A 13,735-nucleotide genomic window follows, 5' to 3' on the forward strand; every position below is an offset into this window, starting at 1 on the left:
CAATTGCATCGTTGACAGTACACTACCTCTAATCCGGTAATACACGAACTCCTTGAACAAAAACGTTAACTGAATTCGCAGTGACACCTAATAATGTTTCAAGATTATATTTTACTTTTTCTTGGACGTTACGAGAAACTTCAGAAATTTTTGTACCATAACTAACAATCGTGTAGACATCCACTGCGATTCCGTTGTCTTCTTGACGAACAACGACACCACGTGAGTAATTCTCACGACGTAAAATATCGTTTAAGTTATCTTTAATTTGATTTTTGCTTGCCATTCCGACAATTCCGTAAATATCTGTCGCAGCTCCGCCAACTACTGTAGCGATCACATCATTGGTAATCTCAATGGTACCTGCGGGTGTTTGAATTTTTACAGCCATTGATGAAAGCCTCCTTATAAGAGCACATTCGCCCTATTTTCTTCCATAACATTTTATCATATCCAGCCTTTAATTAAAAGGAAGTTCGTCAGATATTATAGACCCTTCCTCATAATTACCAACATTTGTACAATTTACAACGTTTGTCGTGCATTGTCAATGCAGAAAAAGACAAGATTCGACTTGGTTCATTGAATCTTGTCTGCTGATTTTAGAGGTTTTTCATGGCTCTCACTGAGACTAAACATCTTTCTCCATTACTCATTTCGACAATCCGTTCGCTTTTTATAACTTTACTTATATGCTTGCGGTTGATTAAATATGATTTGTGACAACGATAAAAGTCATTAGACTGTTCTTCAATCTCCTTTAAGGAACCATAAAATTCAATTTCTCCGTTTTCAAGATGTAAAACAATTTTATGCGATACGGAAGAAGATTCAAAAAAAATGATTGTTGTCATATCTACAGACCGAATGGTATCGCCGTCCTTAAATTTAAATAATTTTTTTGTATCTCCACGTTCACTAGTTATACGTTCATGAGCCAATTGAATATTTTCACAGATTTTCTGCTGTAGATGTTCTTTGTTGTCTTTAATGATATAATCCAGCGCTTCCACTTTATACGTAAACGTCAGATAGGACAGTTCCCCATGTGTTGTGACAAAAACGATTTTACCTAAATTATCGTAGTCTCTGATTTTAGCTGCTAAGGTTAATCCTGACATTTCATGTTGTAAATCAACATCTAGAAAATATAACCCAATTATTCTAGACTGACTTTTGACAAATTCAAGTACTTCTAACGGATTTCCTGTTGAAAAAACCAGTTCCATATCAAGACTTTCCATCATTATGTAATTTTTAACATAGGTTTCCAACATTTGTCGTTGTCGCCAATCATCTTCGCAAATAATAATAGAAATCACCTTATTCGCACCTCCTATTGTTTTCAATCGTCAATTTTTGAGTAAACCATCCATCACTGATGGAGGTAGCTAGTTGAACATTATTTAGGGATTGAAGCAATTCTTGAACATTACTCAATCCCATTCCTCTATCAGTGCCCTTTAATGAAAAACCGCGTTGCTTAAGTAGATGGAATTTTGGTAAATTTTTCCTACATGAATTTTGGATAATAATATGTACAGCAGAGGCATCTTTATATACAGCGATTACAAGCTTACCCTCACCTAAAAATTCGATTTCTTCTATAGAGTTATCTAAAAAAATACCTAGTATTCTAACCAAAGAAATTGAATCAATGGCTAATTCTTCAATTGGTTCAGTCACTTCTAACTGTACATCCATTCCTTTTTCTTGCGTTGAAATCAACTTAGACACAAGGAGACTTTTAACTTCTCTTACTCGAATGTTTCCAATCGCTTCTAACTTGAACCCATTTTGGTCAATGCATTTTGATGCTTTCTTTATTTTACTGAAATAATAGTCATTAAGACTCTCGTAATCTCCACTTACAATAAAATCTTCTAATGAATTTAGGATATTTTTATAATCATGCCGAAACTTCCGAATCTCCTTGAATTGTTTCTCCATTGCCTCCATATATCTCTGATTTTCTAAATATTCTGTTTCCTTCTGTTGAATATCATATTTATTTTTGAGCGAACTAAGATACACAATAAAAGAAATTAATGAAACGACTAAATAGAGCGTGAGAAAGATTGAATTTACTACAATTATTTCCTTGTTATTCCCCAAATATTTTCCTAAAACCAGGCTGGTATAGTAGATAATCATTGTGCCGATTCCTATCAAATTAAAAAGCAGAAGACATTCATTGATAATAGAAAACTTTTTTTCTAGTTTTTTTATCCCCTTTATCATTAATATCGTCAGAATTACTGATAGTGCTAGCCGAAATGTACTATGTAAAAACATAGTTAAATTACTTGAAAAAATTAGTTCTGTGCCAAATATTTTTTCCTTTATAAAGGATACAAACTGACCACTTATAGCTGAAATAATGACGATATAAGAATTTATACCTAAAACTTTAATAAGGCTTTTAGAGATAAAAAAATAACCTAAAATTATTATACTCAAATAAATCCAAGCAAATCCATACATTCCTATAGCAGAAATTATTTTGCCATTCAAAATTGCGATAACCATCAATCCGAAAATACTATGTAAAGTAATTTTTTTATTAAGCTTTACTACTTTTGACTTTAGATAATTAAAGAACACTTGAACCACTGCCGTGATATTACTTAGAATAAAAACAAACCTCACCAAATTAAAACCTCCTTATATTTCAGTTAATAAAAAAAGTATATACTCTAATAAAAGACAATTCAAGCTTTCTTTACAAGTGAAACTGAGAAAAAGTAGTTTTCAGCGCCCGACTATTACGCTATAAACAAAAATTGTACACTCGCTATACTGAGTGTACAATTTCAATTACTTTTTTATTTATCAAAATAAATGTTTTATACATGAGAGTTGCGACAAGATTTTTTATACTCATCTAACATAATATTTCCCAGATTTAAACGCTTTTTTGAAAACATTTATAAGTTTATCTCCACTATAAATAAATACGCCCCCTTGATAAACACTTTTGCCTAGAAACGCTAAAATCATAGTAAAGACCAGATTAATTCCCATCGCTACTGCAAAAGCATTTAACGATGCATCCCCCAGCATATAACGTGCGTACATGACTATCGGTGATAGATACGGTATATAAGATGAAATGATAGTCGCTTGGTTACTTCCTAATCCAGTTGCAAGAATCATTACCATAAACATCGCAATAAATAAAGGAATAATCAAAATATACATCAACTGTTGAACTTCCTGAACAGAGGAAACAACAGAACCTAAAATAGCAGCCGTAACAGAATATAGCAAATAACCTAAAACGAAACATATGACAGCTAAGATGATTGCTTGACTATTTTTGCCTTCACTCAAAAAGTCAAATACTCCTGTACTATCTCCAAAAATTCCATAAGATGCATACGCAGCCCCAAAAATTGCTGCTGCTTGCGTTACCCCAACTAGCCCAATGCCAACAATTTTACCAATTAAGTGCTGAACTGGTGTAATTGTTGTGAGTAAAATTTCCATAACTCTTGAACTCTTTTCCACCGCAATGTCTTGGGCAACCATTGTAGAATAGAGCATAACTGCAATGTAGAGAATAAAACCAACAATATAAACTAGTATTAATGTTTGAACCGAATTATCTTGATTTCCAGCTAAAGATTCTAAGGATAAACGTGTGCTTTCATTCAAAAACTGTTGTTGCGCCGCATCAATATTTAATTGATTTAATTTAATCGATTGATTTACAGTGGTTACAAGACTTTGTAATTGTTCAGACACATTATATTGGAGAGCTCCTTCGTAATAAATTTTTCCTTCGTATAGACCAGCGCTACTCTTTTCAATTTTCAAAATGGTTTTACTCGCTCTATCTTTCAGCTCTTTCTCAGCATCTGATAACTTTTGACCGCCGTCAACAAAGTTCAGATTGGTACCTTTACCAACTTCTTTCAGCATAGTAACAGTCTCTTGATTATTTGAAACAACAAGGATGGTTTCTTTGCTTGGTTCCTCTTTTTTTAGAATCCCTTCATAATTCATTCCCAAAAATGTCCCTACCATCAAAACCAACAGTATAATAACAAACACTTTTGACACGACTTTTTGTTTGTATGTTTCTAAAGCAATCGTCACTATATTTTTCACTTTACTCACCCACTCTTTCTAGAAAAATATCATTTAACGAAATTGGCTCAATTCTGAATTGCTGAATATTTTCTGATTGAAAAATAAATTTTTGAATTTTCTTCGCAGTACATTCATCTTTTACATAAAAAGAAATAACATCATTTTCTTCTTTATACGATTCTATTTCAAAATCTTGTTTTAATATTTCTCTGTCAAAATCAGCCTGAACAATCACTTTTCTTTTATCCGTTTCATCTTTGATTTCTTTTAAATTTCCTTCTACAAGAACCTCACCCTTTTTCATCATACAAATGTTTTCACAGATTTCTTCTACGTTTGCCATTTGATGAGAGCTGAAAATTATCGTAGCACTATTTTCCTTCAAAAAAAGAATTGCTTCTTTTAGTTGATTCGCATTAATCGGGTCTAGCCCAGAGAATGGTTCATCCAAAATGACAAGCTTGGGTCCATGAATGATCGACGCAATAAATTGAATCTTTTGTTGATTCCCTTTTGACAATTCACTAATTTTTCGATCTACGTTCTTTTGTATCTTAAAAAAATCCAGCCAAAAGAGGATACTTTTTTCAATTTCTTTCTTTTTCATTTTACGGAGCTTCCCAAAGAAAGTTAATTGTTGTCTCACCGTTCTTTTCGGATATAGTCCACGCTCTTCTGGAAGATAACCGACCTCTTTAGCATCAAAGCGATCAACTTTACGTCCCTGCCATGTTATTTCCCCTTCATCAGGAGAGTAGATGCCTAAAATATGGCGGAAAATAGTAGTTTTACCTGCACCGTTTGCGCCTAAGAAGCCGTAAATTTCGCCTTCTGGAATAGTCAAATTGATTCCTTTAATAATTTCCTGCTCATTCATTTTCTTTTTCAACTTTTTAATTTCTAAGCTCATATTTTCCCTCTTCCTGTTAAACAATGGTATAGCCATAATCCACGATAATGTTTTGACCTCTAATTGCTTTACTGCGATCTGATAACAGAAAATCAATGGCTGCAACAACATCTTCCAGTTGAACAAATTTCTTTAGTGGGATTTTTTTTAGCAATTTCTTTCCTTCAAAAGATTCTGTTAATAACTGCTTATTACTTTGATTTAGAATATATGATGGGGAAACAACATTAACTTTAATATCTTTTTCCTGATCCTTCTCAAAATCCAAAGTTAAATTTTTAGCTAATTGAATCAACGCAGCTTTAGATGGACCGTAATCTATTCTCTGTTCATGCCCAACCACACCATTTTGAGAACCAATCAGAACGATAGCTACTTGTTCTTTAAATAATGGATACAGTTCCTTAATCATGAATACAATAGACTTTAGATTTACAGAAAATGTGTAATCCCATATTTCTTCATCAATACTATAAAAACTTTGAAAAGGATTAATCCCTACTGAAAATAATAGACTATCTAATTTTATCCTCTCGCATTCAAGTTTTTTTCTTATTTTTCGAATGTTGTTTAAATTTGTTACATCTGCAATAAATTCTTGCTTAATAAAATCTGGACAACTAGTATTCTTGACTTTGTCTATTCCCCAAAAATTATATTTTTCTTTATTTTTTTCTATATAAGACCTACCTAAATATCCAGCAGATCCCACAACTAATAAATTTTTCATACTTACTCTCCTTCGTATTCTCTTAAAAGAACAACTGTATCAGCTGTATGGCTCCCATCAAGATAATAAAAAAAATAATAACAATATTTGCTAAAGATAATAAAATTTCTACTAGCCTAATGTCTTTTTTCTCTTTTTTGATCCATGATTTAAAAGAACTCATATAGTCTTGTGAATCAATCAACAAATTAACAATCCAATATCCATCTGTTTTTATAAAAGGTAGTAAGTTAATCAAAATATTAAAGCTATTTAAAAAAAAGAGCAGTATTAATATACGTGAAGAATTAACCAACATTATCAAACAAAGAATCCCACTAATCATCATCTGAATCTGAATACCACCTATCATAATTTTTAATTGCTTTTTCTTTGATAGTTGTTCAATAAAATTCACATTCGTGTAAAACATAAATAAGAAAAAATATCTTAACAAAAAACCAAAGCGAAACTGATTCGAACTGATATATTTTTGATAATAGTAATAGTGTCCCAGCTCATGAATCATAGTGATTATCAATTGACCAACATACACAACTACCAGTGTCCTCCAGTCCACTCGCTTCATCTCAGTAAAATAAACTATAAGTTCTTTTTGAAAAAAAAATGGCAAAAGAATCACACCTATTAGGGTGAAAGCAAAACGTATCTTTGTTATAATCGTCGCATCCATAAATTTAAAAAAAACTAAAAAAAATGATTTAGATATAGAAAAACCTTTCAACTTAATATCTAATAACTTTCTTTTTCCTGCACCAAAAATAAAATTGTCAATTGCTGGATCATTCGTACTATCCCCCGATTTATATTCTTTTAAATAATTAATCATATCAATTGTTGATTGGACCATTCGTTCATTATTTGTATTATAGATATAGACACCTTCATCACATTCTATATACTCAAAAAGAACTTGATCTACTTTCAAATAACGTACATCAAGCATATGCGTTCACCACTTTAGCTATACGCCTTATTATTTGTAACATCTTTTGATAGTTTGTATAAAATGATGGCATCAATGTCAATCCATTGTCTTCATCAGAATTAAAATATTGATAACATAATATCCCTGTCTGTTTTAATGACTGAATAATCAAAGGTAGTGCTTGTTTGTCATCTATTGGTATTGCAAACATACAACCTATTCCTCTAAAAGAAATACCATATACATTTAACTCTGTTAAAATAAGTTCATTTAAATTTTGGATATTTTGCACAATTTCTACTTCATGTTGTCGATAATAATTTAAAGTTTCATATGCACTGATCACACCAAGTAAATTACCATTCTGCGTCGAAAAATGTTCTAATTTTTCTTTTTTCAATTCACAAACAATATCATTTGATAACAAAACAACTCCAAACGGTAACATACCATTATTTATTCCTTTACTGAGATTTATAATATCTGGTTTAAAATCTAAATAATGAAAATAAAATGGTTTTCCGGTCCGATAAAAACCAGTTGCCACTTCATCAAAAATAACTATTATACCGTATTTTTTTAGTAAACTTCCTAATTTATTCAAGAATCGAATTGAAGGCATTTTTATACCTGCAGAGCCCAAAACAGGTTCAATAATCATTGCACTATATTCATGGTGATGATATTCAATATGCTTAAAAAAATTCTTCTCCTCTATATCATTCTCCGGAGATTTTATAAATTCCATATTACTCAGTTTAGGTGAATAAATGTCTGTTACTTCTTGATCTAACCCACTGATTGACATCCCTCCCCAAAAAGTACCATGATACCCTTGAGAAAAGGCTAGTATCTTTTGATTGCTTTTATTTATTTGACGCGATATTTTTAATGCCAGCTCGGTACATTCAGACCCACTGTTTGTATAAATAACCTGTTCATAGAATCCTTCTTTATCGGCAAATGTTGCAAGTTTTTTAGCATATTCTTGATAAACTGGGTGATGAAAAGAATGAATATCTAGATAAGTTAAGCTCTTTGATAGTTGTTCAGTGAATCGTTGCCTGATTATCTCATACAATTCTTTTTTATAGCCTAAATTTGTATTCCATAATCCACTTCTTAAATCCACAAATCTCTTCTGCTCTTCATCAAATACATACTCCTCTTCAGCTCGAACAATAGTAGTTTTATGTTCATTCACTTTTGTAATATCACCCATCGGGACTAGATAATTATATTTCATTTTTTTGCACCTCCATCATAATATAATCAGGTTGTTTTTTTATGATTCTTGACGTATAGCCTAATTGTTCACCTAAATGATTTACTTGATCAATGGTGTAAATATTCTTTATTGAATAACCTAACTTTCTACTTCCCTTAGCTGTTTTTGTGTAAATGTTATAGATGAACTTTTTTCCTTGGACAAAGTTTCCTGACATAAATAATTGATCGCTAATCTTATCAATAGAAACCACTCCATCTAATTTTTTTATCTGCCCTGGATTAATAAAATCAAAAATAATCTTACCTTTACTATTTAACACTTTCTTTGCTTCAGACAAAAAATTTGAAAAGATTTGTTCATCAAACAGAGAAACAGAAGTAGCAGGGATAATAATATAACTATACTTTGATGTATGATTAAATTGAGTCAGTTTTTCAATCCCTCCAATATATACACGAGATTTTTCTTCTTCATTTAGAAATTCTAGCATCGCTTGCTCTGGCTCAATTCCGTAGATATCAATCCCATGAGCCAATAAAGGCTTCAAAACACGTCCATTTCCTGTTCCAATTTCCAATACTCGATCGTTTTTAGAAAGCATATCTAGATAATATTCAATATCACCACTTATAGATTCACATGCAACTGCTTCATAGTATTGTGCAAATTCTACTTCTTGATAAATATTATTTATTATATCTATTTCTTTACCATCCCTCAGTTTTTCTTTAAATGTTCCAAAAAAGACTGTTTCAGCTTTATACACTAAACATCAACTCCTGCTGCTCTTTAATTAATTCATCTGTGATTTCTCCATTCTTACTTTTGGCTAATTCAACACAATTTTTCATTTGTGCCTCAAAAATTTCTACAAATAATTGATTAACTTCAAATGTTCGATTACTTGGTACATGTAATGCAAAATAAGTCTCTCTAGTAGAAAAAACTATCCATTCACTGGGATAATTGCCTAAATCAATAGAATCGAATTGATGTTTATTAAATGGTGTAATAAAGGTTAGATGTGCATCCTTTATTGATGCAGCAATACTTACTAACAATGGATAAATTTCATAAAGTCCATTTTTTTTATTCTTATGACTAATTCTACTTTTCCCTAGTTCTATTTCTGAAAATGTACAGTTTATTGATGAAGATACTTGTTTTTTTCTTTGATAATCCAAATAAACTCCATCTGAAAAGATAAATAAACCACGTTCTAATCCGAGTGATAATATTTGAGAATAATCATAAATTCCACTCTTCCTTGTTTCCCAGAATACAGTCCCATTTTCTTTAAATTTCTGTAACAATTTATCTAGCTCTTTTTCGGAAAGCACCTCTAATTCAATATCTTTCGTAAAAGTTCGTAAAGAATTTTTGAACGTGATAATACCAGGAATTTTGCTATCAAAATTTTTTTCCAATTCATCGATATATAATCCATAATTAATTGCACAATTTAGATATACTGAAGGATGAAGCTTCTCTGCATCTTCCAATTGTTCAAAATAAAGATGTTTAATCATGTTCTTTTTAAATATTCTTGGATAAAGACCTGTGAAAAGTGCCATTAAACCATTTTTTAAAACTTGTTCTGATCTGTCTATCTTTTTTTCATAAAACTTAAGTTTATCTCTATCAATATACTGCTTAGTTAGAGAATCTCCATCTTCTATAGACACAGAATGAAATATCGTTGTCTCACTAAATGCATTTAAAAAAGAGATAATTTTAGGCAACCGCTTTGATTTTGAAAAATTGACAAAAATATAGTTTGTATATTCTTGAAACTCTACGTATTCCAATAAATCTAAAAAAGTGTTTGTATCAAAATTATATGTATCAGTACTCAATTCTTCTATAAAAGCACCTTCTCTCATGATATCAGACAGCGCTACATCTTCAATATTTTTTAATACATAGTTGCTTTCTTCTACTAACGTTATTCCAATCATTTCTTCCACTCCACTTTTATTTAATATTTAACTAGTTTAATTATAATGGCCTAATACACCCCGTTTACATTTTCTCTTAACTTCTTAAGTTTTGGTCTCTATTGTCTTTTCTAACATTTACGACTGCCCAAACGTTTAAAGAACTTCAATTTCTAACGAATAAGTTAAAGAACACATAGTTGAAGAAAAAAAATATATATTCTTTCACACCTCATATACTTTAAGTGTGCACAATAAAAATATTTAGGAAAAGAGGAGATAATAGTATGAATAAAATTAAGTTTAAGGAAACAGAAAAAAAGGTAATCAATAGCTTTTGGCATGGTGTAGGTGTAGGTATTGGTATTGGTGCTGCAGTTGTAGTATTAACATAGGGAAATTTTAAGTTAAAAAACAGGTAACAAAGTAAAATACTACCTGAATATTATTGAGGTGTTAACGTTAGTACGCTTTTGATTCTTGTATTTTTTAACTCAGTAAAAGAAATACCCATATTTAGACTACTAGGAGGTGAGCCAACATGAAATGGTTTTTCCCATCTCCAATCATCATTTTGCCAATTTGGCGATTTTAAGAAGTAAAAAACTATAACTAATATTTTTTATAAAGGAGAGATAATAATGAAATTGATTAAATTTGTAGAGGTAGATCACATGACATTAAATTCACATGGCACTGATTTTTGGACTGGGGTCGGTATTGGTGCAGGCCTTATTGCAGCAGGTGTAGGTCTTGCTGCATTGACTTAATTAACTAGGAGGAAACGATATGAAAATCAAAATGACTGAATGTACAATTAAAAATCTAAATTGCGGTTGGTGCATGGGAGCTGGAGTACTTGCTGGAGCAGGTGCTAGCGTTGGTATAGCAATCATTATCACATAAGTATAAATAAAAAGGAAGAAGGTGTTCCTTATATGAATCAGAAGTACATCACTGTACTACTATGTTTACTATTCCTACTTGTAGCAATGACGATTTTCGTTAAGCCTGTAGCTATAAAAGCAATATTAGCCATTGCAACAGTTATTTTTAGTGGATATTTTTATTCTTCGTACTTATCCAGTGTGTCTATGAAAGTGAAAAAATAGGAATATAAAAAATCAGTGATTTTAAATTGAAATCACTGATTTTTTATATTCCTATTTTCTCACTAAAAATCTTCTTGCAAATCAGTGCCTAATATGATAAATTAAGTTAGTATGAGCTGAATATTATCGCTCCAAGATCAAGGCAAAGGAGGAAACTTAAAATGGCAAAAGTATGTTACTTCACTGGTCGTAAGACTTCAAGTGGTAATAACCGTTCACATGCGATGAACTCAACAAAACGCACTGTGAAACCTAACTTACAAAAAGTTCGCGTATTAATCGATGGTAAACCTAAAAAAGTTTGGGTGTCAACTCGTGCTTTGAAATCTGGTAAAATCGAACGTGTTTAATAAACTTAAATAAGCAAAGCTGGACGTTCGTTGTTCGGCTTTTTTTATTGCAAAAAAAAAGAAGTTGGACCTTCATCACTTTGATGAAGGCCCAACCTCTTTTTACTTATCTTTACTTTGAATAACCGCAATCATCCCTGCATCGAAGGAAAAAGCAGCGGCTTCTTCGATAAATTCATTACTTGCATACGATGTTGGGTAAGGAACATCTTGATTGGTTAATAAATATTTACTGCGTCGTAGCGTCAAGTTTTCTACAGGCGTCAAACAGCAGTAGGCCAGATATTCTTTATCTGGCTCTTTTGGTACGATATACGAACCAGGGGCGTAATACTGGATGCTATTTTGACGATCGCATAGACGGATTTGGCGAAGTACGCCTTGAAATCGTGGTTCAAAGGGTAACCAAAGATTGGCTAACAGGTGGTCAATTCTGCCCCCTGTCGCACCGATAATCGTCATCTCTGCTTGTGGAAATCGTTGTAAAGCTTCTTGAAGCGCTAATTGTGTATCTGTATCATCTTTTTCAGCAGGTGCTTGGATGAGTGTTTCGGCAGTTTCTTGGACAAAATGGTATTCTTCTCGTGATAATGAATCAAAATCGCCTACCGCTAATTGTAACGGTAAATCGGCCTCTAATAAATGGAGACAGCCGCGATCAATACCTACGAAATAATCATACGTAGCTGGTTCAAAGGTTGGCCAATCACTTGGATTACCGCCAGCTACCAGTAAGACACGACTCATTTGTCTAGCACTGCTCTCAGTGCATCGATTCGTTCTTGAGGATTTTCAGCATTATAAATGTAGGAGCCTGCAACGAACACTTCCGCACCGGCTTCTTTACAACGTGCGGCAGTTTCAGGAACAATCCCGCCATCGACTTCAATTTCATAGGTGTATCCTTTTGTTTCTTTCCATTCTTTTAATTGAGCAATTTTTTCTAGTGAGTTTTCAATAAATGATTGTCCGCCAAAGCCTGGATTGACAGTCATTACCAAGACTTGATCTGCCAAGTCTAATACATTTTCGATCATCGAAAGTGGTGTCCCAGGATTGATGGTTACGCCAGCTTTCACACCCGCATTTTTAATCATTTGTAAGGCACGATGAATATGGGGTGTTGCTTCTTGATGGACGGTAATAATATCCGCACCGGCTTCCGCAAAGGCATTGATATAGTTTTCAGGTTGTACAATCATCAAATGAACATCCAATGGTAGTTTTGTCACTGGACGAATCGCTGAAACGATATTCGGTCCTAAGGTAATGTTGGGTACAAATTGACCGTCCATGACATCAACATGAATATAATCTGCTCCTAATTCTTCTACTAAACGGATATCTCTTTCTAAATTGGCAAAATCGGCACTTAAAATGGATGGTGCTAGTTTCATTTGGCTCGCTCCCTTTATATTTGCTATGATTTTTTCTTATAAACAGGTCGTCGATTCTCGATTTCCATTAAAAACTGTAAATAATTTTCGTAACGACTCGTCGCAATGGTTCCCGCTTCCACTTGACGTTTCACTTCACAACCAGGTTCTTTGTGGTGCATACATTCACGAAACTTACAGTGAGAGGCCGCGGCAACAAATTCAGGAAATTGCTTTGGTAATTCCACTGCTTCCATCTCCAAGAAATCGATGGCACTAAATCCTGGTGTATCAGCGACCAAACCGTCGTATAACGGAATCAATTCCACGTGACGGGTCGTATGTTTGCCCCGTCCTAAAGATTGGGAAATTTCCGCAGTTGCTAGTTGTAATTCTGGTGAAATTTGATTCAACAATGTTGATTTTCCAGCGCCTGATTGTCCCATAAAAACAGTCAACCGTTCTGGGAAAAAGCGTTCTAATTCTTTGGTGGCTTCTACGTCTTCCGAAGCGATCACCGCATAACCTAACGCTTCATAAATCTGTTTAATTTCAGTGACTTGTTGACGTTGCGGCTCATCTAATAGATCAACTTTCGTTAAATAAATAACTGGTTCTATATCCTTATACTCTAAGCTGACTAAGAAACGATCCAACAAATTAAACGAAAAATTTGGCGAAACCATACTCATGACAACCACACCTAGATCCACATTTGCAACAGGCGGGCGCACTAATTCATTTCGTCTTGGTAAAATTTCCAACACATAACCATCTGTTAAATTATCGCTTTCAAAAAGTACTTCATCTCCCACGAGTGGCGTAATTTTTCGATTACGAAAATTCCCTCGCGCTCTTGTTTGATATGTTTCTCCATCTGCGTATACATAATAAAAACCGCTTAACGCTTTTCTGATTTGACCTTTCAGATAAACCACTCCTAACTACTTTCGAATATACAGGATAGTGGCAGAGAAATCAAGGGAGCCTCTCGATTCTATTAATTAAAAAGAGCCTAGGACATAAGTCGAAATGACTTACCTTCCTAGACTTAAATCTTAAGATA

At 32.9% G+C, this 13,735-nt stretch carries 14 protein-coding genes; 1 reads left to right on the forward strand and 13 read right to left on the reverse strand.

Annotated elements, in window-relative coordinates; genetic code table 11:
* Positions 1-28 precede the first annotated feature (28 nt).
* The 10 genes from IGL42_RS12100 to IGL42_RS12145 form a co-directional block, all read right to left on the reverse strand.
* Positions 29-391, reverse strand: a complete 363-nt coding sequence (locus IGL42_RS12100) for an Asp23/Gls24 family envelope stress response protein (RefSeq protein ID WP_002354933.1) — start codon at positions 389-391, stop codon at positions 29-31.
* Between the two features lie 211 nt (positions 392-602).
* Positions 603-1,322 carry a LytR/AlgR family response regulator transcription factor gene (locus tag IGL42_RS12105; RefSeq protein WP_002388606.1) on the reverse strand — a complete coding sequence of 240 codons (720 nt, stop codon included), beginning with the start codon at positions 1,320-1,322 and terminating at the stop codon, positions 603-605.
* Position 1,323: 1 nt separating this feature from the next.
* Entirely contained in the window at positions 1,324-2,652 is a 1,329-nt protein-coding gene (locus tag IGL42_RS12110) for a sensor histidine kinase (protein ID WP_025186500.1), read from the reverse strand.
* Positions 2,653-2,880: 228 nt separating this feature from the next.
* The gene (locus tag IGL42_RS12115) at positions 2,881-4,122 is read right to left on the reverse strand and encodes an ABC transporter permease (protein ID WP_002394754.1); all 1,242 of its coding nucleotides are present in this window, start codon (positions 4,120-4,122) and stop codon (positions 2,881-2,883) included.
* Complete coding sequence (locus IGL42_RS12120) at positions 4,115-5,005, reverse strand: ABC transporter ATP-binding protein (RefSeq protein ID WP_002361011.1); 891 nt, start codon at positions 5,003-5,005, stop codon at positions 4,115-4,117. Before IGL42_RS12120 ends, IGL42_RS12115 begins: the two co-directional genes overlap by 8 nt.
* A gap of 16 nt (positions 5,006-5,021) precedes the next feature.
* A complete protein-coding gene (locus IGL42_RS12125) occupies positions 5,022-5,735 on the reverse strand; it encodes an SDR family oxidoreductase (RefSeq protein WP_002370095.1) in 714 nt (237 codons plus the stop codon).
* 22 nt (positions 5,736-5,757) lie between these two features.
* Entirely contained in the window at positions 5,758-6,681 is a 924-nt protein-coding gene (locus IGL42_RS12130; protein WP_002370096.1) for a hypothetical protein, read from the reverse strand.
* Positions 6,674-7,909, reverse strand: coding sequence for an aminotransferase class III-fold pyridoxal phosphate-dependent enzyme (locus IGL42_RS12135; protein ID WP_002370098.1), 1,236 nt, complete (start codon positions 7,907-7,909; stop codon positions 6,674-6,676). Before IGL42_RS12135 ends, IGL42_RS12130 begins: the two co-directional genes overlap by 8 nt.
* On the reverse strand, positions 7,899-8,660 hold the full coding sequence (locus IGL42_RS12140; protein WP_002380958.1) for a class I SAM-dependent methyltransferase: 762 nt from the start codon (positions 8,658-8,660) through the stop codon (positions 7,899-7,901). Before IGL42_RS12140 ends, IGL42_RS12135 begins: the two co-directional genes overlap by 11 nt.
* Positions 8,653-9,852, reverse strand: coding sequence for a hypothetical protein (locus IGL42_RS12145; RefSeq protein WP_010710882.1), 1,200 nt, complete (start codon positions 9,850-9,852; stop codon positions 8,653-8,655). The genes IGL42_RS12140 and IGL42_RS12145 overlap by 8 nt, the downstream gene beginning before the upstream one ends.
* 1,252 nt (positions 9,853-11,104) lie before the next feature.
* On the opposite strand from IGL42_RS12145, the gene rpmB reads away from it, so the two are divergent.
* Complete coding sequence (gene rpmB / locus IGL42_RS12150) at positions 11,105-11,293, forward strand: 50S ribosomal protein L28 (protein WP_002354928.1); 189 nt, start codon at positions 11,105-11,107, stop codon at positions 11,291-11,293.
* A gap of 102 nt (positions 11,294-11,395) precedes the next feature.
* On the opposite strand, the gene IGL42_RS12155 is transcribed toward rpmB, so the two are convergent.
* The 3 genes from IGL42_RS12155 to rsgA are packed head-to-tail and all read right to left on the reverse strand — an operon-like array spanning position 11,396 to position 13,607.
* A complete protein-coding gene (locus IGL42_RS12155; RefSeq protein WP_002354926.1) occupies positions 11,396-12,040 on the reverse strand; it encodes a thiamine diphosphokinase in 645 nt (214 codons plus the stop codon).
* Positions 12,037-12,690, reverse strand: coding sequence for a ribulose-phosphate 3-epimerase (gene rpe / locus IGL42_RS12160; RefSeq protein WP_002354925.1), 654 nt, complete (start codon positions 12,688-12,690; stop codon positions 12,037-12,039). Before rpe ends, IGL42_RS12155 begins: the two co-directional genes overlap by 4 nt.
* A 23-nt stretch (positions 12,691-12,713) precedes the next feature.
* Positions 12,714-13,607: a ribosome small subunit-dependent GTPase A gene (gene rsgA / locus IGL42_RS12165; RefSeq protein ID WP_002378814.1), complete on the reverse strand. Its 894-nt coding sequence runs from the start codon at positions 13,605-13,607 to the stop codon at positions 12,714-12,716.
* Between the last annotated feature and the right edge of the window lie 128 nt (positions 13,608-13,735).

It is taken from the genome of Enterococcus sp. DIV0712 (genome assembly GCF_050554855.1).
Taxonomy (GTDB): Bacteria; Bacillota; Bacilli; order Lactobacillales; family Enterococcaceae; genus Enterococcus; species Enterococcus faecalis.

Bases quoted from the DNA above. Each gene is read 5' to 3' on its own strand.
- IGL42_RS12100 (WP_002354933.1), bottom strand. From the start codon at position 391: ATGGCTGTAAAAATTCAAACACCCGCAGGTACCATTGAGATTACCAAT.
- IGL42_RS12120 (WP_002361011.1), bottom strand. From the start codon at position 5,005: ATGAGCTTAGAAATTAAAAAGTTGAAAAAGAAAATGAATGAGCAGGAA.
- IGL42_RS12125 (WP_002370095.1), bottom strand. From the start codon at position 5,735: ATGAAAAATTTATTAGTTGTGGGATCTGCTGGATATTTAGGTAGGTCT.
- IGL42_RS12130 (WP_002370096.1), bottom strand. From the start codon at position 6,681: ATGCTTGATGTACGTTATTTGAAAGTAGATCAAGTTCTTTTTGAGTAT.
- IGL42_RS12135 (WP_002370098.1), bottom strand. From the start codon at position 7,909: ATGAAATATAATTATCTAGTCCCGATGGGTGATATTACAAAAGTGAAT.
- IGL42_RS12145 (WP_010710882.1), bottom strand. From the start codon at position 9,852: ATGATTGGAATAACGTTAGTAGAAGAAAGCAACTATGTATTAAAAAAT.
- rpmB (WP_002354928.1), top strand. From the start codon at position 11,105: ATGGCAAAAGTATGTTACTTCACTGGTCGTAAGACTTCAAGTGGTAAT.
- IGL42_RS12155 (WP_002354926.1), bottom strand. From the start codon at position 12,040: ATGAGTCGTGTCTTACTGGTAGCTGGCGGTAATCCAAGTGATTGGCCA.
- rpe (WP_002354925.1), bottom strand. From the start codon at position 12,690: ATGAAACTAGCACCATCCATTTTAAGTGCCGATTTTGCCAATTTAGAA.